The organism is Bacillus sp. RHFS10, from assembly GCF_016757475.1.
GTDB classification, from domain to species: domain Bacteria; phylum Bacillota; class Bacilli; order Bacillales; family Bacillaceae; genus Bacillus; species Bacillus subtilis_G.
Genome location: NZ_JAESPO010000001.1, coordinates 473,782 through 492,083 on the forward strand (window position 1 = coordinate 473,782; position 18,302 = coordinate 492,083).

Sequence of the window (18,302 nt, forward strand, 5' to 3'; positions counted from 1 at the left end):
TCATTCTGGAAAAAAGCTGGACAGCCTCCCGTGGGCTATTCAGCTTTTTTAACTTCTATGAATAAAATGTGATGGCTGTCAATGTCTTTTACCTTAAAAGAGTAGCCATCATATTCAATCACACTTTCAGCCTCGGCGTCTATGTTTTGTGTCAGAAACCAGCCGCCCAAGGTGTCCACTTCAGCTTCTGATAAATCTGTTCCAAGCAGGTTGTTTACATCGCTGATTAATAACTTTGCATTTAATAAGTAGTGATTCTTTCCGAGCTCGCGGATATGAGGCACCTCATCCTCGTCAAATTCATCGCGGATTTCTCCTACAATTTCTTCGATAATATCCTCGACAGTGACCAAACCGGAAGTTCCGCCATATTCATCAATGAGAATCGCCATATGGGTGCGTTCCTTTTGCATTTTCAGCAGTAATTTATAAATAGGAATTGTCTCAATAACATGGATAACGGGCTGAATGAAAGGTTCAATATGCTGCTTGTTCAGTGAAAAATCTTTCGCCAGCATTGAAAACAGCACTTCTTTCATATTGATTACGCCCATAACGTTATCTTTATCCTCTCTTACAACTGGGTACCGTGTATATTTTGTTTGCTTCACTGTTTCCTGCAGACTTGGGATTGAGTCTTCATCAAGTGACAAACTGACCATTTCATTTCGCGGCACCATGATTTCCTTAGCCATTCGTTTATCGAAGGTGAAGATATTATCCATATACCTTAATTCACTTTTTCTGATTTCACCGCTTTTATAGCTTTCAGCTAAAAGAACCCGCAGTTCTTCCTCTGTATACGCCAGTTCATGCTCTGATGCCGGCTTCAGCCCAAACAACCCTGTAATCAACCGGGCAGAGTGGTTCAGCAGCCAAATGAATGGAAACATGATTTTATAAAACCAAATAAGCGGTTTGGCAAGCATCAATGTAATGCTTTCTGCTTTTTGAATGGCGAAGCTCTTTGGCGCCAGCTCCCCTATGACGACATTTAAATACGTCACCGCTAAAAAGGCAATGACAAGTGAAAGAAGGTGGGTGAGCGACTCATTCAAGCCTGCTTTATGAAAAAGGGGACGAAGCAAGGTTTGCACGGTCGGTTCCCCCAGCCAGCCCAATCCTAAAGCTGCCACTGTGATGCCCAGCTGGCAGGCTGATAAATATTCATCAAGGTGAGTGATGACATGCTTTGCTGCTTTAGCGCCTTTCTTTCCTTTTGCGACAAGCTGATCAATTCTGGAACGCCGCACTTTTACGATTGAAAATTCTGCGGCAACAAAAAATCCTGTTAACAAAATGAGAATAGCGACTGCTAGTAAATTGACAAATTCCAAAACAACTGCCTTCTCCAAGGAAGGCATGCACCTCCCTTTTCCGATGTCTTTCTTTTTTCCATACCACAGGAAAATGCTCACAAAACATGTGTTGAAGCGGCTGACTGGTTTAGCGAGGCCTTTCTTGGGCAATTAAAGAACAAAAGAATAAAAGTTTGGAGGAGCTTGACATGAAGGCACATACGGGAAAGGATTGGTTTTGGTACCAAATGGGGCCTCAGGAAAGAGATAAGGCAAGAGATCTGATCCATTTTTCTCACTGGCCTCAATGCGAAAAGTGGTTTGAAAATAACCATCATATTAACTTTTTGCGTGTGGACACAACTGAAACGGAAAATGAAGCAGTATTTGGCTCAATTATATATGATCAGGGGCTGGGTGAGGAAAAAGACCATACCGTTTTTCACTTTTATATTACCAGACAATATTTTTTTACAATAAACTTTGATTTTTCGATTTTGAATGGGATTAAGGGAAAACAAGTTGTCCAGCAAATGGAAAGAGCAGATAGCACCATGGAGGGATTTTTGATCCTTCTCAGCGAGTTAATGAATGCGTTTCTAATCGGTTTAGATGAATTTGAAGTAAAGCTGAGAAAGCTCAGATGGCAAATCAAAGACGACAATAGCAAAAGCATTTTAAACCGTGTCCATCTCTTGCACCATGAGCTGATGATCTGGAAAAACTTAATCCTAAACACTAAAAAAATTGAAATGGCATTGAAAGAAACCTTCTTGTCTCAACATGAAGATAAAAAGGTTTATCAGCGGACACAACTCAAAATTGACAGGGGGTTTACATACATCAGTGAATTTGAAGGGGAGCTTAATAGTCTGCTGCATTCAGAGGAAGTCATTACCTCTCACAGGGGAAATGAAATATTCAAAGCGCTGACCATTTTCACGACGCTTTTTACGCCGGTTACAGCACTTGGGGCCCTCTGGGGGATGAACTTTTCAGTGATGCCTGAGCTGAATTGGAAATACGGATATCTCTTATCGCTCTTATTGATTGGCACGTCTACGGTCCTGATCTACCTCTATTTGAAGAAGAAAGGCTGGACGGGAGATATGCTGCAGGAGGGAAAGAAGAAAAAGAAATCTCAAAAAAGGCAGACACTGTAGGATGTTTCATTTTTTGTGCAGCGGATAAAAAATAAATAGAACACGGTAAAGGAGGAATGGAAATGAAAATAAGAGATATTATGACGAAGAATGTAGAATGCTGTGAACCAACCGCTTCAATCACAGAACTAGCGAAACAGATGAAAGACTCTAATGTCGGTTCTATTCCAATCTGTGAAAACGACACACTTAAGGGGATTGTTTCTGATCGGGATATTGTGACGAGATGCTTAGCTGAGAATCAGATGGATGCAAAAGCAAGAGACATCATGAGCGCTGACATCGTATCCGGCCACCCTGATATGTCTGCTGAAGAAGCGAGTCAGCTTATGGCAGAGCACCAAATCCGCCGTTTACCGATTCTTCAAAACGAACGAATTGCCGGTATTGTTGCATTAGGCGATCTTTCCGTTGAGAAAAATACAGACCAAAAAGCCGGAGAAGCATTAAGTGAAATTTCTAAATCAGCATAATGAAAGATAGAGGAAAGCAGGCATGATGGTCATCATGCCTGCTTTTTTATTAAGAAAAATAATAAAATCAAGGAGGAACATTCAGCTGAAACAATCTTTTCTGTCAGCAGAAATTGATTTTTCGGCATATAACATCTCCGGAAAATCACTTTTTCTCCGTTTGATTACCAGTCCTTATTTTTCTACAATACGCATTGAAAGGAGAGGGAATCAAATTGGATTCAATAGAAACGATAAGCAGAACCTTGATTGAAGAGGCGTATTCAACAAAGGCTTCTGACATTCACATTGTGCCGAGGGAGCAGGACGCCATCATTCATTTTCGGGTAGATCACGCCTTGCTGAAAAAAAGGAACATGAAAAAAGAAGAGTGCGTAAGACTGATTTCACATTTTAAATTTCTCTCAGCGATGGACATAGGGGAAAGGAGAAAGCCGCAAAATGGTTCGCTTACGTTAAAACTGGGAAAGGGAAATGTTCATTTAAGAATGTCAACACTTCCCACTATTAATGAAGAAAGCCTCGTGATCAGAGTGATGCCTCAATACAATATCCCATCAATTCATAAACTGTCGTTATTTCCTAAGACAGGAGCCACTTTACTCTCATTTTTAAAACATTCTCACGGCATGCTCATTTTTACCGGGCCAACTGGCTCAGGGAAGACCACCACATTATACTCTCTCGTTCAATATGCAAAAAAACACTTTAATCGAAATATTGTCACACTGGAAGACCCTGTTGAAACAAGGGACGAGGATGTTCTTCAGGTGCAGGTGAATGAAAAAGCCGGTGTGACATATTCGGCAGGGCTTAAGGCTATTTTGCGCCATGACCCGGATATGATTATTTTAGGTGAGATCAGAGACGCGGAAACAGCTGAAATTGCCGTGCGAGCAGCGATGACGGGGCATTTGGTGCTGACGAGCCTTCATACGAGAGATGCGAAGGGCGCGATTTACAGGCTGCTTGAATTCGGCATCAATATGAATGAAATCGAACAGACCGTCATTGCGATAGCGGCTCAGCGCTTGGTTGATTTAGCTTGCCCGTTTTGTGAAAACAGATGTTCATCGGTATATTGCCACCAGTCTCGAAACACCAGAAGAGTAAGCGTTTATGAGCTGCTTTACGGAAAAAACCTTCAGCAGTGTATTCAGGAGGCAAAAGGCAATCATGCAAATTACCAATATCAAACACTGCGTCAAATTATCAGAAAAGGAATTGCACTTGGCTACTTGACGACAAACAACTATGACCGGTGGGTTTATCATGAAACAGATTAGAAAAACTTGGCCGCTAAAGGATCAAGCCTTGTTATTAAAGCGGCTTGGTGAAATGATGGCGGGCGGATATACGCTTCTGGATGGATTACGCCTGATGGAGCTTCAGATGAATAAGAGGCAGGTGGCCGACTTGGCTGACGCGGTCACTCATTTGAGGGAAGGGGCTCCGTTTTATCAAGTATTAAAGAGTTTGTCATTTCATAAGGAAGCCATAGGTATTTGTTATTTTGCTGTAACACATGGTGAATTGCCTGCTTCCATGATCCAGAGCGGAGAGCTGCTGGAACGAAAAATCGCACAGGCAGACCAGCTGAAAAGGGTGCTGCGCTATCCGCTTTTCCTCATCTTTACAGTCGCTGTCATGTTTTATATGTTACATTCCATCATCATTCCGCAGTTTTCCGGTATTTATCAATCGATGAATATGGAAACCTCACGTTCAACCGATATGCTTTTCGCTTGTTTTCAGCATAGTGATCTGATGGTCGTTTCGGCTGCTCTTTTTGCAGCAGGTATCGGGCTTTATTATTGGTTGGTGTTTAAGAAAAAGTCACCTGTCCGGCAAATGCTTATTTGTGTCAGGATACCTTTAGTTGGAAAACTTGTCAGGCTGTTTAACAGCTACTTTTTTTCTTTGCAGCTAAGCAGCCTTTTAAAATCAGGCCTCTCAATTTATGACAGCCTTAATGCATTTAAACATCAATCGTTTCTCCCTTTCTACCGCTGCGAGGCTGAGCAAGTGATTGAACGGTTAAAAGCTGGTGAATCTATTGAAGCCGCTATTTGTGACAGCCCTTTTTATGAAACAGATTTTTCAAAAGTCATATCTCACGGCCAGCTGAGCGGCCGCCTAGACAGGGAGCTTTTCACATACAGCCAGTTCATATTGCAGCGGCTGGAACACAAGGCGCAGAAATGGACAGGCATCCTTCAGCCTATGATTTATGGATTTGTTGCTGCGATGATCTTAATTGTGTATTTGTCTATGCTCTTGCCTATGTATCAGATGATGAATCAAATGTGAAAGGAAGAGGCCGATGAATGAGAAAGGATTCACTCTTGTTGAAATGCTAATTGTGCTCTTTATTATTTCAATCTTGCTTTTAATTACGATACCGAACGTCACGAAACATAATCAAACCATTCAGAAAAAGGGCTGTGAGGGCCTGCAAAACATGATTAAGGCACAAATGACTGCATATGAGCTCGATCATGAAGGACAGACACCGAGCCTTGCCGATTTACAGTCAGAGGGCTATGTGAAAAAGGATGCGGTTTGTCCAGATGGGAAGCATATTGTCATCACTGGCGGAGAAGTTAAGGTTGAACATTAAATTAAACGAGGAGGAGGGATTTACTCTTTTAGAAAGCTTACTTGTGTTAAGCCTCGCCTCTATCCTCTTGATTGCCGTGTTTACCGCACTTCCTCCTATTTATGGCAATACAGCGGTTCGTCAGGCGGCATGGCAGCTGAAAAACGATATTATGCTTGCACAGCAGACTGCAATGTCCAGTCATCAAAGAACGAAAATTCTCTTTCAGAGAAAAGACTATCAATTAATCATGGATAATACGGTGATTGAACGTCCCTATCCAACAGGACTTTCTATAGAGCCGCTGACATTAAAAGACCGTTTGGAATTTAATGAGAAAGGGCATCCGAATACAGGCGGAAAAATACGAGTAAAAGGACATGACGCTTACGACATAACAGTTTATTTAGGGAGCGGGAGAGTCAATGTGGAGAGAAAATAAAGGTTTTTCTACAATAGAAACAATGTCTGCGCTTAGTCTGTGGCTGTTTCTGCTGCTGACAGTCGTTCCCATGTGGAGCAAGCTGATAGCTGATGAAAAGATGGCGGAATCACGAGAAACCGGCTACCAGATAATGAATGAAAGCATTGGAAAATATATGATGACTGGTGAAAGAGATGCTTCAAAAACGGTTATAAAAAACAATAAGATCTATGCGCTGAAGTGGGAGGAGGAGGGTCATGATCAAAACGTATGCATCTCAGCAGCAGCTTATAAAGAAAAACCATTTTGCCTCAGCATTATGCGGACAGACTGGCTATACGCTTCTTAACATATTATTTTCGCTTTCTGTCTTTTTACTCATATCAGGATCGTTAGCTATGATCTTCCATCTGTTTTTGTCGCGCCAACAGGGATATGACGGTTTCACAGAGCAAGAATGGATGATTTCGGTGGAGCAGATGATGAACGAGTGCAAGCAGTCCCGCGCAGTCAAAACAACTGAGCATGGGAGCGTATTGATTTGCACCAATCTTTCCGGGCAAGACATCCGTTTTGAAACCTATCATTCAATGATAAGAAAAAGGGTAGATGGGAAAGGGCATGTTCCGATACTAGATCATATTACAGTCATGAAAGCCGATATTGAAAATGGAATGGTTTTGTTAAAAATTGAGAGTGAGAATCAAAAAGTGTATCAAACTGCTTTTCCGGTTTATCGGTATTTAGGAGGAGGGTGAATGTACCGCACGAGAGGGTTTGTTTATCCCGCTGTTCTTTTTGTATCCGCGCTTGTACTGCTGATCGTGAACTTTACTGCTGCTCAATATATTTCACGCTGCATGTTTGAAAAGGAAACAAAAGAGTTTTACACAGGAGAGAATTTACTTCAGAATGGCGCGCTTTTGTCTATTCGGCATATTCTTGAGCAACGGAAAGGCCAAAAGGGTTCACAGCAGTTTACATATGGGCAGGTTTCTTATGACATTCATGATACATCGATAAAAGAGCAAAAAGAAATCAATTTAAAAGCCATGACGGAGTCGGGAACAGAAAGAACTGCACAGCTAGTGTTTGATCAAAAACAGAAACAACTGCTGAGCTGGACAGAATAAAGCAAAGAAGGGTATAAAAAAAGTCCTGTGAGCCAACACTCATAATAATTGAATGATGAGGTGATCACGTGAAAACAAATGATTATGTCAAATACATGACTCAGCAATTTGTCAAATATATAGATACTCCGAAAGATGAACGAAAAGAACGAAAAGAGGTGCGGAAAGAAACAAAAACACCTGCCTCACAGCAGTGGTTCGGTATTTTACCCTATGGTTTCAGGTTATGGCTGAAGCGAAAAAAATAATTGCACTGCTATAGCGAATAAGGTCCTTCTAAAATGGAGGACCTTATTGATATTCTTCTAATATGGCAATTTTATTAACCTTTTGGCTATAGGGATTGAATGAAATCGTGACAAATACGCCGAATTCCTTTGATCCTTCTCTTAGGGTTAAATGGTATTGCTTCACTGCCTCATCTTTTCTTTTGCGGTCCCATACTTTTTGTTTGAACAGTACCTGTGCGAGCGGGTATCTTTTTTTTGCTTCTTTTACTGCAAGCTCTTCCCATTTAGATATGTGACGGGCGGCGGTCACAAGAGACCCTTCTTCTGCGTGAGCGGCAGGGGTGCCGAAAACGAGAAGAGAAAGACAAATCACACACTGTTTGAACATTATGCTGTCACCCTTTCCTTGTTTATGATTTCCAAATCGAACTTGGATATGCATTTACTTTCTCACATAACAATCTAAAAATTTCAAAAAGATGAGCAATACTGAGTAAGACTTAGTAAGATGACGAAAATGTTCTCTTAAACGAACTAAAAGGTCGATTTTGGTGTTTTTCAATCCATTAAACGTTGACTATACTCAATTTGTGCAGTTCTTTAAAGAGAACGATTGTCGTATTAAGTTACAGTGTTTTACAGGAGGTAAGATATGTTTCGATTGTTCCGCAATCAGCAAAAGCCTAAGACGAAACTAAAAGTTCTGCTTTTTTTTCAGCTTTCAGTCATTTTCAGTCTGACTGCCGCGATATGCTTACAATTTTCCGGTGATACAAGCGCTGTTTTTCATGATATAGAAACATTTAATGCTTCGCTTCAAACATGTAAAGATTTTCAGCATACAGATAAAAACTGCCATTACGATAAACGTTGGGATCAAAGTGATTTGCATCTGTCAGATCAAACGGATACAAAAGGTACTGTATGCTCACCTCTCACTTTATTTGCTGAGCTTAAAAATACAGGTGAGAAACTGAAGAAATCAAAGTGGAAGTGGGAGCTTCATAAGCTGAAAAATGCCCGCAAACCGCTAAAGGATGGGAACGTGATCGAAAAAGGCTTCATTTCCAATCAAATTGGCGATTCACTTTATAAAATTGAGACGAAGAAAAAAATGAAACCCGGCATTTATGCATTTAAAGTATATCAACCGGCCGGCTATCCGGCAGACGGCAGTACATTTGAGTGGTCGGAGCCAATGACGCTTGCAAGGTGCGATGAAAAACCGACAGTCCCGAAAAAAGAAACGAAGCCTGCCGTCAAAAAGGAGAAGGAAACACCGCAAAAGGATGTGCAAGAAAAACCAAATAAAGAGGATGCATCTCAAGAAGCGGTAACGGAAGAAAAAGATACTCAATCAGTTGTGAAGGAAAGCGGGGATGAGAATGAAAAAAGCAATGAAGATGATCAGTAATATTCTCTACGTGATCATCTTTACTCTCATTATTGTACTTACGCTTGTCGTGATATCAACACGTTCATCCGGGGGAGAGCCGGAAGTGTTTGGATACACGCTGAAATCAGTTCTCTCGGGTTCAATGGAGCCCGAGTTCAACACAGGTTCTTTAATATTGGTCAAGGAAATCACCGATGTGAAAGAGCTCCAAAAGGGTGACGTCATTACATTTATGCAGGATGCAAATACGGCGGTCACCCACAGGATTGTTGACGTGACGAAGCAAGGAGGCCATTTGTTATTTAAAACAAAAGGGGACAATAACGCCGCAGCTGATTCAGCGCTAGTATCGGAAGAAAATATCCGCGCGCAATATACGGGTTTTCAGCTTCCGTATGCCGGCTATATGCTTCATTTTGCCAGTCAGCCAATCGGAACAGCTGTTTTACTGATTGTTCCCGGCGTGATGCTGCTGATGTATGCTTTTGTGACGATCACAAGCGCCATTAGAGAAATTGAAAGAAAGACAAAAGATTTGGAAACAGATACAAAGGACAGCACCATGTCCACTTAACTTCAGTTGTAAACCTGGCAACAGGTTTCGATATAAATCATTCAATAAAAGGGGAGTTTGCCATGGGTATGAAAAAGAAATTAAGTTTAGGAGTGGCTTCGGCGGCATTAGGATTAGCTTTAGTAGGAGGAGGAACATGGGCAGCATTTAACGACATTAAATCAACGGATGCTACTTTTGCATCAGGTACACTTGATTTATCTGCTAAAGAAAATTCAGCGAGTGTTAACCTGTCAAATCTAAAGCCGGGAGACAAATTGACGAAAGACTTCCATTTTGAAAATAACGGCTCACTTGCGATCAAAGAAGTATTAATGGCACTGAATTACGGTGAATTTAAAGCAAACGGCGGCAGCAATACATCTGCAGAAGATTTTCTCAGCCAGTTTGAAGTGACTCTATTGACAGTTGGAAAAGAGGGCGGCAATGGATACCCGAAAAATATTATTTTAGATGATGCAAACCTCAAGGACTTGTATTTGATGTCCGCTAAGAATGATGCAGCAGCTGCTGAAAAAATCAAAAAACAAATTGACCCTAAATTCTTACATGCAAGCGGTAAAGTCAATGTAGCAACTATTGACGGTAAAACTGCTCCTGAATATGATGGTATTCCAAAAACACCGATTGATTTTGACCAAGTCCAAATGGAGATCCAATTCAAAGACGATAAAACAAAAGACGAAAACGGGCTAATGGTTCAAAATAAATATCAAGGCAACTCAGTGCAGCTTCAATTCTCATTCGAAGCGACACAGTGGAACGGCTTGACAATCAAAAAGGAACATACTGATAAAGACGGTTACATTAAAGAAAATGAAAAAGCGCACAGTGAGGATAAAAATTAATAGCAATAAAAAAGACATGGCCCAGTATATCGAGTACTGGGCCGTTTCTATGTTGATTGACAAAAGAGGAGTCAGTGCCTCTGCTCGGGCACTACTCCTCTTTTTGAGATTTTCTCCATTTTTGATAATCTAAAAATTCACGAAATTGTTTTTTCGATACCCCGGATGTCATTGCATCGCGAACCAATTTCTCCCATTCACTATCTAATTGACCATCGTATTCGGTTTCATGTTTCTCATCGAGCAAAGTATGAACCGAGACGTCCAGAACAGCGGAGACTTTTTCGAGAAATTGAATGGAGGGGTTCGTTTGTAGATTTCGTTCTATTGAGCTTAAATAAGACTTCGCTACCCCAGCTTTTTCAGCTAGTTCTGATAGTGAGTAGCCTTTTTCTTTTCGGTATTGTTTAATACGCTGGCCAATCAATGTCATCACCTTCCTTGTGATATTATAGCACATTCAGAAAGGATTTACGGTATGACTTCTGGCTGCCGGACCAGGATGAGCAGACTTTTTGTTTAAAAGTAAATATTTTCGTATTTCTTCCGGGCTGATATTTGCCTCTTTGGCTTTCATCATCAATTTAACCCATTCTTGATCTAATTCGAAGTGCTCTTGTTTTGCATTTTTCATGCAGTTTCTCCTCCTAAAATACTTGTTTATGTATTTCAGCCAGTCCGGCCATGACTCATTGTATGCCTTCAGCGTCTCTGGAAGTCATTTGCCATTGAAATTGCCAGAATTTTTTTCCAGTATACCTTTATTATAATCGCATTTTTTCAAAAAAAACGAGAACGATGTCGAATGTTAAAAAAGTTAGCTTGAAATATTATTTTGCAAATAAAATAATCCGCCATTTTCAATTTCCACCAATATCTTTGGTTGATACAAGGATTTCAGCGCCTGTTTTTCTAGATGATACTCTTCTGGTTTTTCTTCTACATGCTCATAAAACTTGTCAAGCAATGACATATCATTCTTCCACCTATTTACCGCCTGTTCTGCCCAGTCTGACGGCTCCTGCATGGCGGATTTAGCAATATAGTTTTCCATCCGCGTAAGGCCGCTTGCTGGTTTGATCATAGGCGATATGGTGAAGCAATAGTCGCATATTTGCGACGTCAATGAAAGGTGTGTCAGCTTGCTTTGAAAATGTTCAATTATGGTTCCAGAGACTAGATGAAGACCTAGTGACAATAGCTTATCCTTTTTCATGTCGGACTGGTATGAAATCGTGACATTTATACCAAGCCAAGGCTGAAGTGGGACTTTGGCTCCGGCTGATTCAATTTTCTCATACATTCTGGTAAATCTCCCATTTTGTTTAACAGCTTTGAAAATTTGAAAGAGGCGCGGCGCCCCAAAATAAATAAATTCGCCATCTAGGTCTTTTGGAGCGGTTTCCTTATCTGTAATAAAAGTGATTTTCATTGGATTCGGATCGCCGCCTGTCTTCTCGCGCCAGTGCCAGTAGAAAGGGCGGTTCATGATCTGTTTGTCCATTTCAACTGTAAGCTGCACTGTCATATAGCCGGAACCTTGATCGACGATCGGGCAGCTGTTTGCCTGAAAAAAACGAAGCAGAAAATCGTGAATCTCTTGCTGTCTCACTTATAAAACCTCCTTACAGGTTAAGATCCTCTTTTTTCAGCAGGCTGCTGTTTTTTATAAGACAAAAATGAAGTTAAGTTGTCCATTTTGATTTTTATGTCTTCCTCTGTTGCTGAATGGCACAAAATATCGTGCAGATGTTCTTCAAAATTGTTCACTTGAATTTTCGTTAATATATCATCAAGTTCGCCGACCACTTTTTCAAACAGGTGAATTTTTTCATACAGGAGCTTTAAAATATGCTCTTCCACAGTATGTTTTGTCGCCATGTTGTAAATGTGCACGTCACGTTCCTGTCCGAGCCTGTGAATTCTTCCGATTCTTTGCTCAAGACGCATCGGATTCCATGGCAGGTCATAGTTGATCATGTGATTGCAAAATTGCAGGTTAATCCCTTCTCCGCCGGCTTCAGTTGCAATCAGAACCTGGACTTTTTCGCGGAAAAGATCCTTCATCCAGTCTTTTTTCCCGCGTTTAAATCCGCCTCTGAACGGCACGGAGCTGATGCCGTTTTGCTGAAGAAACCATTGTAGGTAAATCTGGGTTGCACGGTATTCTGTGAAAATGATGACCTTATCGTCTATCTTCTTGATCAGATCAACGACTTGCAGCGCTTTAGAGTTTTGTGTGACTTGGTTGATGCGGTCTATTAAAACCGAAATGGTGCGTTCATCAATGGCCGGTGCTTGTTTTTCTTTTTGATCAAGCATTTTTTTCAGCGTCATATATACCGCTTCTCTGCTTGAACAGCATTCTCTTTGCAATGTCATAATCGAGAACATGCTGGCCGGTTTATTGATTCCTTCTTTCAGGCGGGAAATTTCATCATAAAGCGCCTGCTCTGATGGAGAAAATTCAATCGGCACTGTTTCAACATGGCGCTGTTTCCAAGTTAGCCCGGTATCATGCCGCCTGTTTCGGATCATGACTTTATTCACAAGATCTTTTAAATGCTCATGCGCTTCTAAACTGGATTTCTTGTTAGCGAACTCTTCCTGAAAGTGATTTTGACTGCCTAAATGGCCGGGTTTTAATAAGGACACCAAATTGAAAATTTCTTCAATACGGTTTTGAATTGGCGTCGCGGTAAGCAGCAGGCAATATTTTTTTGCGAGATTCCGGACAAATTCATAGTTCTTCGTTTTACTATTTTTCAGTTTGTGCGCCTCATCAATAATCACGAGATCATATGGGATTGACAGCACGATTTCACGGTGGGGCGAGCGCTTTGCGGTATCGATTGATGAGACGACAATATCGCATTGCTCCCACACATAGCTTTTTTTTTGTTCAACAGCCGGAATCAAAAATTTTTCCTGAAGCTCTTTGACCCACTGTGATACAAGGGAAGCGGGCACAAGGATCAATATTTTTTTGGCTAAACCGCGAATCATATATTCTTTTAGAATCAGTCCCGCTTCAACCGTTTTCCCAAGGCCTACCTCGTCTGCTAAAATCGCTTTCCCGTTCATTTTTTCAACCACTTTTTGCGCAACCTCAAGCTGGTGCGGGAGCGGCGTAAAGGAAGGCAGGTATAAAGGGGCCCGTAAGCCTTCAAATTCAGGAATGGCTAATGTTTTCTGGATTTCTGCAGAAAGCTTGTACAGTTCCCAGTTCGCCCACGGGCCATCATGTTGAAGCCTTTCAGCGAATTCATCAGGCCATTTTGCATCGTAGATTATTTCAGCGTCCATTGTTTTGAAACCGCCTTTCTTATTCTTCGATTCTTAAAATGCACAATATAAGAAAAATCTGCCCAAATTGCTGTTGCCCAGCATATAGTGATGGTGGTAGGATATGAGTATGTATTTGATGTAAGATATTGCTATAGTATGTCCATAACAGCATGAAAATATGAGCGAATGACAGCAAGGGGAGAGACCTGACCGAGAACTTCGGGATACAGGCGCCGAAGGAGCAAACTGCGGAGTGAATCTCTCAGGCAAAAGAACTCTTGCTCGACGCAACTCTGGAGAGTGTTTGTGCGGATGCGCAAACCACCAAAGGGGACGTCTTTGCGTATGCAAAGTAAACTTTCAGGTGCCAGGACAGAGAACCTTCATTTTACATGAGGTGTTTCTCTGTCCTTTTTTGTATGTTTTTTTAGCTGCGCCGTTAAAAAAGGGGAGGAATTCGATGCTGAAAAGAACGCCGTTATTTGACCTGTATAAGGAATATGGAGGGAAAACGATTGATTTCGGGGGCTGGGAGCTTCCTGTTCAATTTTCTTCTATAAAAAAGGAACACGAGGCTGTCCGAACTGCGGCCGGGCTGTTTGATGTATCTCATATGGGAGAGATCGAAGTGTCAGGAAACGATAGTCTGTCTTTTTTGCAAAGGCTGATGACCAATGATGTTTCCGCGTTAACGCCAGGCCGTGCGCAATATACGGCGATGTGCTATTCGGATGGCGGAACCGTCGATGATTTACTTATCTATCAAAAAGGTGAGAACAGTTATTTGCTGGTCATTAATGCATCTAATATAGATAAAGATTTGGCTTGGATGAAAGAACATGCCGCAGGTGATGTGCAGATTGATAATTTGTCTGATCAGATCGCGCTCTTAGCTGTACAGGGTCCAAAAGCAGAAACAATCTTAAAAACGCTTACGTCTTCAGATTTATCTGCATTAAAGCCGTTTGCGTTTATCGATGAAGCTGATATCAGCGGCTGCAAAGCACTTATTTCGCGCACCGGCTATACGGGTGAGGACGGGTATGAAATTTACTGCCGCAATGAGGATGCTGTGTATATATGGGGACAAATTATTGATGCGGGGGAAGCATATGGGCTGATTCCATGCGGTCTCGGCGCACGCGATACTCTCCGGTTTGAAGCGAAGCTCCCGCTTTACGGCCAGGAGCTGACCCGGGATATTACACCGATTGAAGCAGGTATAGGCTTTGCCGTAAAACACAAAAAGGAGTCTGATTTTTTCGGCAAGTCAGTATTGAGTGAACAAAAAGAAAACGGAGCAATGAGGAAGATTGTCGGTCTCGAAATGATCGAAAAAGGGATACCGCGGCACGGATATGAAGTGTTCTATAATGGCAAGCCTGCCGGAAAGGTGACAACCGGCACGCAGTCGCCGACCTTTGGGAAAAACGTCGGCCTTGCCCTAGTTGCTGCGGAAGCGAGTGAAATCGGGACAGTTGTAGAGGTGGAGATTCGCAAAAAATTAGTGAAAGCAAAGGTTGTTAAAACACCATTTTATAAACGCTAATATTTTTTCTTGGGGAGAGGAGTCAACACATGAAGCACCGTTATTTGCCCGCAACAGAAGAGGATAAACAAGAAATGCTTGCCGCTATCGGCGTAAGGGGCATCGATGAACTATTTGCTGATATACCGGAAAACGTCAAATATAAAAAAGAGTATCAAATCAAAAAAGCGAAGTCAGAAACGGAACTCACAAGAGAACTGACAAAGCTGGCCTCTAAAAATAAGGATACCTTACAACACGCGTCTTTCTTGGGAGCGGGTGTATATGACCACTACCAGCCTGTGATTGTGGATCATGTCATTTCACGCTCTGAGTTTTATACGGCATATACGCCCTACCAGCCGGAAATTTCGCAAGGGGAGCTTCAGGCCATTTTCGAATTCCAAACGATGATCTGTGAGCTGACAGGAATGGATATCGCCAACTCCTCTATGTATGACGGCGGAACAGCCTTGGCGGAAGCGGCAATGCTTGCTTCCGGCCATACGAAAAAGAAAAAAATCGTTGTGTCAAAAACCGTGCATCCTGAATCGAGAGAAGTGCTGAAGACATATGCAAAAGGTCAGTATATTGAAGTCGTTGAAGTTCCCGCTGCAGATGGCGTCACCGATCTTGACGCTTTGCGCCAAACCGTTTGCGAGGATACAGCCGCAGTGATCGTTCAGTACCCGAATTTTTTTGGCCGGGTCGAGCCGTTAAAGGATATTGAGCCTATTGCTCATCAAGGGAAATCCATGTTTATTGTGTCAGCCAACCCGCTTGCGTTAGGCCTGCTCGCTCCGCCGGGCAAGTTTCAGGCTGATATCGTCGTCGGCGATGCGCAGCCTTTCGGCATTCCATCAGCATATGGCGGCCCGCATTGCGGCTTTTTCGCCGTCACCAAAAAATTAATGAGAAAGATGCCAGGCCGTCTCGTCGGACAAACGGAAGACGAAAATGGAAAAAGAGGCTTTGTGCTTACATTACAAGCAAGAGAACAGCATATCCGCAGGGATAAAGCGACATCAAATATATGCTCGAACCAAGCTTTAAATGCGCTGGCAGCTTCTGTCGCCATGACAGCTCTCGGGAAAAACGGCGTAAAAGAAATCGCCCGCCAAAATCTCCTAAAAGCCAACTATGCAAAGCAAGAAGCAAAAAAAGCGGGCCTCCCCGTCATATTTGACGGACCGATGTTTAATGAATTTGTCATCAAACTGGATGAACCGGTGAAAGCTGTGAACCAACGTTTGCTGGCAAAAGGCATCATCGGCGGATACGATCTTGGGCTGACGTATCCGGAGCTGGACTGTCATATGCTGATTGCTGTAACGGAGCTGAGAACAAAAGAAGAAATTGACGCACTCATTCAGGAATTGGGGGATCGCCATGAGTAATCAAGATCAGGCACTTATTTTTGAGCTTTCCAGAAAAGGCCGCATCGGCTACAGTCTGCCGGAGCTCGATGTACCGGAAGTCGAATTGGAGGACCTCTTATCAGACACCTATATTCGTGGCGGGGACGCAGAGCTGCCGGAGGTGTCGGAGCTGGATATCATGCGCCATTATACAGCGCTGTCCAAACGGAATCACGGGGTGGATTCAGGCTTTTATCCGCTCGGTTCTTGCACAATGAAATACAATCCGAAAATCAATGAAAAAATCGCGCGCATTCCCGGTTTTGCTGCAATTCATCCTCTTCAAGATGAAGACACGGTGCAAGGCGCTTTAGAGCTTTTATATGATTTAAGTGAGCACCTCGAGGAAATTACGGGAATGGATGAGGTTACGCTTCAGCCAGCTGCCGGGGCGCATGGCGAATGGACGGGGCTGATGATGATCCGCGCCTATCATGAAGCGCGCGGGGATTTCAAGCGGACGAAGGTCATTGTTCCTGATTCCGCGCACGGGACAAATCCTGCTTCAGCGACAGTAGCTGGCTTTGAAACGATTACGGTGAAATCGAATGAAAATGGGCTTGTCGATCTGGAAGATTTAAAAAGATCAGTGAATGAAGAAACTGCTGCTCTTATGCTGACGAATCCGAACACGCTTGGCTTGTTTGAGGAGCAGATCACCGAGATGGCGGAAATTGTTCACCAAGCGGGGGGGAAACTGTACTATGACGGCGCCAATTTAAATGCGGTTTTAAGCAAAGCGAGACCGGGCGATATGGGATTTGACGTAGTGCACCTCAACCTGCATAAAACATTCACTGGCCCTCATGGCGGCGGAGGTCCTGGCTCAGGCCCTGTCGGTGTAAAAAAAGATCTGATTCCTTATTTGCCAAAACCAGTTTTAATCAAAAAGGAAGGCCGCTTTACATTTGATGATGACCGCCCTCATTCGATCGGCCGCGTAAAGCCGTATTACGGCAACTTCGGCATCAATGTCAGAGCGTATGCGTATATCCGCTCCATGGGGCCTGACGGGTTAAAGGCTGTTACGGAGAACGCAGTGTTAAACGCCAACTATATGATGAGAAAGCTCGCGCCTTATTACGATCTTCCGTTTGACCGTCATTGCAAGCATGAATTTGTATTGTCAGGTAAGCGGCAGAAAAAGCTGGGGGTGCGTACGCTTGATATAGCAAAACGGTTGCTCGATTTCGGCTATCACCCGCCTACGATTTATTTCCCGCTTAATGTTGAAGAATGCCTCATGATTGAGCCGACAGAGACGGAATCAAAGGAAACCTTGGATGTGTTTATCGACGCTATGATTCAAATCGCAAGAGAAGCGGAGGAGAATCCGGAGATCGTCCAGGAGGCGCCGCATACGACAATTGTAAAAAGAATGGATGAAACAAAAGCGGCGAGACATCCAGTGCTCAGGTATGAGACGAAAGAGAAGTGAAAAAAACAGCTGTCTGTAAAAAGACAGCTGTTTGCTTTATTTCTTTGCCTTAATCTTTCCGCCCCATTTTTTAAAGCCGCCTTTTAGGTTGTAAATCTCAGTGCAGCCGTTTTTGCGCAGGGTTTGTGCCGCGCGTCCGCTGCGGACGCTGTTTTGGCAGTACAGATAAACAGGCTTGTCCGGACGGATTTCATTTTTTCTCTGTTTCAGCTGGGAAAGCGGGATGTTGCGGGCGCCTAAAATATGCCCGCCCTCAAACTCATTTGGTTCACGGACATCAATGAGCTGCGCTTTTCGGTAACCCGCGCGGAATTCTTCTTCCGTAAGTGTTTTCATAATTCGCTGCTGATAGACATATGAAGCAATCATATACACGATAAACGCAGCAAAAATAATCAAAACGATCATATTAGACAATGTGATTCTACTCCTTTAGCATATAAAATCAAAACCCTGTTTTGTAAAACAAGGCCATAGAGCCGTTTTCGACAA

General features: G+C 42.7%; 23 protein-coding genes and 1 riboswitch. Of the genes, 16 read left to right on the top strand and 7 right to left on the bottom strand.

Annotation, left to right across the window (positions count from 1 at the left end; translation table 11 throughout):
* Positions 1 to 35: 35 nt before the first annotated feature.
* Positions 36 to 1,364, bottom strand: coding sequence for a hemolysin family protein (locus JMN17_RS02435; protein ID WP_087990707.1), 1,329 nt, complete (start codon positions 1,362 to 1,364; stop codon positions 36 to 38).
* A 143-nt stretch (positions 1,365 to 1,507) separates the two neighbouring features.
* On the opposite strand from JMN17_RS02435, the gene JMN17_RS02440 reads away from it, so the two are divergent.
* From JMN17_RS02440 to JMN17_RS02485, 10 genes are all read left to right on the top strand, one after another.
* A complete protein-coding gene (locus JMN17_RS02440; protein WP_202327194.1) occupies positions 1,508 to 2,461 on the top strand; it encodes a magnesium transporter CorA family protein in 954 nt (317 codons plus the stop codon).
* 62 nt (positions 2,462 to 2,523) lie between these two features.
* A complete protein-coding gene (locus JMN17_RS02445; protein WP_087990705.1) occupies positions 2,524 to 2,934 on the top strand; it encodes a CBS domain-containing protein in 411 nt (136 codons plus the stop codon).
* A gap of 215 nt (positions 2,935 to 3,149) precedes the next feature.
* On the top strand, positions 3,150 to 4,220 hold the full coding sequence (comGA, locus tag JMN17_RS02450; RefSeq protein WP_087990704.1) for a competence protein ComGA: 1,071 nt from the start codon (positions 3,150 to 3,152) through the stop codon (positions 4,218 to 4,220).
* Positions 4,207 to 5,244, top strand: a complete 1,038-nt coding sequence (comGB, locus tag JMN17_RS02455; RefSeq protein WP_202327196.1) for a competence type IV pilus assembly protein ComGB — start codon at positions 4,207 to 4,209, stop codon at positions 5,242 to 5,244. The genes comGA and comGB overlap by 14 nt, the downstream gene beginning before the upstream one ends.
* 13 nt (positions 5,245 to 5,257) lie before the next feature.
* Positions 5,258 to 5,554 (top strand): comG operon protein ComGC, encoded by a 297-nt coding sequence (comGC, locus tag JMN17_RS02460; RefSeq protein WP_087990702.1) that lies wholly within the window; start codon positions 5,258 to 5,260, stop codon positions 5,552 to 5,554.
* Positions 5,544 to 5,975, top strand: a complete 432-nt coding sequence (gene comGD, locus JMN17_RS02465) for a competence type IV pilus minor pilin ComGD (RefSeq protein WP_087990701.1) — start codon at positions 5,544 to 5,546, stop codon at positions 5,973 to 5,975. The genes comGC and comGD overlap by 11 nt, the downstream gene beginning before the upstream one ends.
* Positions 5,959 to 6,306, top strand: coding sequence for a competence type IV pilus minor pilin ComGE (gene comGE, locus JMN17_RS02470; protein ID WP_087990700.1), 348 nt, complete (start codon positions 5,959 to 5,961; stop codon positions 6,304 to 6,306). The genes comGD and comGE overlap by 17 nt, the downstream gene beginning before the upstream one ends.
* A 1-nt stretch (position 6,307) precedes the next feature.
* Complete coding sequence (gene comGF, locus JMN17_RS02475) at positions 6,308 to 6,715, top strand: competence type IV pilus minor pilin ComGF (RefSeq protein WP_284690388.1); 408 nt, start codon at positions 6,308 to 6,310, stop codon at positions 6,713 to 6,715.
* A complete protein-coding gene (gene comGG / locus JMN17_RS02480; RefSeq protein ID WP_202327198.1) occupies positions 6,716 to 7,090 on the top strand; it encodes a competence type IV pilus minor pilin ComGG in 375 nt (124 codons plus the stop codon).
* 68 nt (positions 7,091 to 7,158) lie between these two features.
* Entirely contained in the window at positions 7,159 to 7,338 is a 180-nt protein-coding gene (locus JMN17_RS02485) for a YqzE family protein (RefSeq protein WP_087990697.1), read from the top strand.
* A 43-nt stretch (positions 7,339 to 7,381) separates the two neighbouring features.
* On the opposite strand, the gene JMN17_RS02490 is transcribed toward JMN17_RS02485, so the two are convergent.
* Positions 7,382 to 7,711 carry a YqzG/YhdC family protein gene (locus tag JMN17_RS02490; protein WP_202327720.1) on the bottom strand — a complete coding sequence of 110 codons (330 nt, stop codon included), beginning with the start codon at positions 7,709 to 7,711 and terminating at the stop codon, positions 7,382 to 7,384.
* 261 nt (positions 7,712 to 7,972) lie between these two features.
* On the opposite strand from JMN17_RS02490, the gene tapA reads away from it, so the two are divergent.
* From tapA to tasA, 3 genes are all read left to right on the top strand, one after another.
* Positions 7,973 to 8,734 (top strand): amyloid fiber anchoring/assembly protein TapA, encoded by a 762-nt coding sequence (gene tapA, locus JMN17_RS02495; protein WP_202327199.1) that lies wholly within the window; start codon positions 7,973 to 7,975, stop codon positions 8,732 to 8,734.
* Complete coding sequence (gene sipW / locus JMN17_RS02500) at positions 8,718 to 9,290, top strand: signal peptidase I SipW (RefSeq protein WP_202327721.1); 573 nt, start codon at positions 8,718 to 8,720, stop codon at positions 9,288 to 9,290. Before tapA ends, sipW begins: the two co-directional genes overlap by 17 nt.
* Positions 9,291 to 9,352: 62 nt before the next feature.
* Positions 9,353 to 10,138 carry a biofilm matrix protein TasA gene (gene tasA, locus JMN17_RS02505; RefSeq protein WP_087990695.1) on the top strand — a complete coding sequence of 262 codons (786 nt, stop codon included), beginning with the start codon at positions 9,353 to 9,355 and terminating at the stop codon, positions 10,136 to 10,138.
* A 91-nt stretch (positions 10,139 to 10,229) separates the two neighbouring features.
* On the opposite strand, the gene sinR is transcribed toward tasA, so the two are convergent.
* The 4 genes from sinR to JMN17_RS02525 form a co-directional block, all read right to left on the bottom strand.
* Positions 10,230 to 10,565 carry a transcriptional regulator SinR gene (gene sinR / locus JMN17_RS02510; RefSeq protein ID WP_003226345.1) on the bottom strand — a complete coding sequence of 112 codons (336 nt, stop codon included), beginning with the start codon at positions 10,563 to 10,565 and terminating at the stop codon, positions 10,230 to 10,232.
* 33 nt (positions 10,566 to 10,598) lie between these two features.
* Positions 10,599 to 10,772 carry an anti-repressor SinI gene (gene sinI, locus JMN17_RS02515; RefSeq protein ID WP_087990694.1) on the bottom strand — a complete coding sequence of 58 codons (174 nt, stop codon included), beginning with the start codon at positions 10,770 to 10,772 and terminating at the stop codon, positions 10,599 to 10,601.
* Positions 10,773 to 10,955: 183 nt separating this feature from the next.
* Positions 10,956 to 11,750 (bottom strand): YqhG family protein, encoded by a 795-nt coding sequence (locus JMN17_RS02520; protein ID WP_202327201.1) that lies wholly within the window; start codon positions 11,748 to 11,750, stop codon positions 10,956 to 10,958.
* 20 nt (positions 11,751 to 11,770) lie between these two features.
* Positions 11,771 to 13,444 carry a DEAD/DEAH box helicase gene (locus tag JMN17_RS02525; protein ID WP_202327203.1) on the bottom strand — a complete coding sequence of 558 codons (1,674 nt, stop codon included), beginning with the start codon at positions 13,442 to 13,444 and terminating at the stop codon, positions 11,771 to 11,773.
* A gap of 168 nt (positions 13,445 to 13,612) precedes the next feature.
* Positions 13,613 to 13,714: riboswitch (glycine riboswitch) on the top strand.
* A gap of 172 nt (positions 13,715 to 13,886) precedes the next feature.
* On the opposite strand from JMN17_RS02525, the gene gcvT reads away from it, so the two are divergent.
* Genes gcvT through gcvPB form a run of 3 tightly spaced genes read left to right on the top strand, consistent with a single transcriptional unit; the run spans position 13,887 to position 17,810 of the window.
* Positions 13,887 to 14,975 carry a glycine cleavage system aminomethyltransferase GcvT gene (gcvT, locus tag JMN17_RS02530; RefSeq protein ID WP_087990691.1) on the top strand — a complete coding sequence of 363 codons (1,089 nt, stop codon included), beginning with the start codon at positions 13,887 to 13,889 and terminating at the stop codon, positions 14,973 to 14,975.
* Between the two features lie 29 nt (positions 14,976 to 15,004).
* Positions 15,005 to 16,351, top strand: a complete 1,347-nt coding sequence (gene gcvPA / locus JMN17_RS02535) for an aminomethyl-transferring glycine dehydrogenase subunit GcvPA (RefSeq protein WP_087990690.1) — start codon at positions 15,005 to 15,007, stop codon at positions 16,349 to 16,351.
* The gene (gcvPB, locus tag JMN17_RS02540) at positions 16,344 to 17,810 is read left to right on the top strand and encodes an aminomethyl-transferring glycine dehydrogenase subunit GcvPB (RefSeq protein ID WP_202327204.1); all 1,467 of its coding nucleotides are present in this window, start codon (positions 16,344 to 16,346) and stop codon (positions 17,808 to 17,810) included. The genes gcvPA and gcvPB overlap by 8 nt, the downstream gene beginning before the upstream one ends.
* 36 nt (positions 17,811 to 17,846) lie before the next feature.
* On the opposite strand, the gene JMN17_RS02545 is transcribed toward gcvPB, so the two are convergent.
* Complete coding sequence (locus JMN17_RS02545) at positions 17,847 to 18,227, bottom strand: rhodanese-like domain-containing protein (protein WP_014664580.1); 381 nt, start codon at positions 18,225 to 18,227, stop codon at positions 17,847 to 17,849.
* Positions 18,228 to 18,302 lie beyond the last annotated feature (75 nt).

Coding starts and splice junctions, on each gene's coding strand:
- gcvPA (WP_087990690.1), top strand. CDS start 15,005: ATGAAGCACCGTTATTTGCCCGCAACAGAAGAGGATAAACAAGAAATG.
- comGG (WP_202327198.1), top strand. CDS start 6,716: ATGTACCGCACGAGAGGGTTTGTTTATCCCGCTGTTCTTTTTGTATCC.
- comGC (WP_087990702.1), top strand. CDS start 5,258: ATGAATGAGAAAGGATTCACTCTTGTTGAAATGCTAATTGTGCTCTTT.
- gcvPB (WP_202327204.1), top strand. CDS start 16,344: ATGAGTAATCAAGATCAGGCACTTATTTTTGAGCTTTCCAGAAAAGGC.
- comGE (WP_087990700.1), top strand. CDS start 5,959: ATGTGGAGAGAAAATAAAGGTTTTTCTACAATAGAAACAATGTCTGCG.
- JMN17_RS02435 (WP_087990707.1), bottom strand. CDS start 1,364: ATGCCTTCCTTGGAGAAGGCAGTTGTTTTGGAATTTGTCAATTTACTA.
- sinI (WP_087990694.1), bottom strand. CDS start 10,772: ATGAAAAATGCAAAACAAGAGCACTTCGAATTAGATCAAGAATGGGTT.
- gcvT (WP_087990691.1), top strand. CDS start 13,887: ATGCTGAAAAGAACGCCGTTATTTGACCTGTATAAGGAATATGGAGGG.
- JMN17_RS02440 (WP_202327194.1), top strand. CDS start 1,508: ATGAAGGCACATACGGGAAAGGATTGGTTTTGGTACCAAATGGGGCCT.
- JMN17_RS02525 (WP_202327203.1), bottom strand. CDS start 13,444: ATGGACGCTGAAATAATCTACGATGCAAAATGGCCTGATGAATTCGCT.
- sipW (WP_202327721.1), top strand. CDS start 8,718: ATGAAGATGATCAGTAATATTCTCTACGTGATCATCTTTACTCTCATT.
- JMN17_RS02445 (WP_087990705.1), top strand. CDS start 2,524: ATGAAAATAAGAGATATTATGACGAAGAATGTAGAATGCTGTGAACCA.
- tapA (WP_202327199.1), top strand. CDS start 7,973: ATGTTTCGATTGTTCCGCAATCAGCAAAAGCCTAAGACGAAACTAAAA.
- comGB (WP_202327196.1), top strand. CDS start 4,207: ATGAAACAGATTAGAAAAACTTGGCCGCTAAAGGATCAAGCCTTGTTA.
- tasA (WP_087990695.1), top strand. CDS start 9,353: ATGGGTATGAAAAAGAAATTAAGTTTAGGAGTGGCTTCGGCGGCATTA.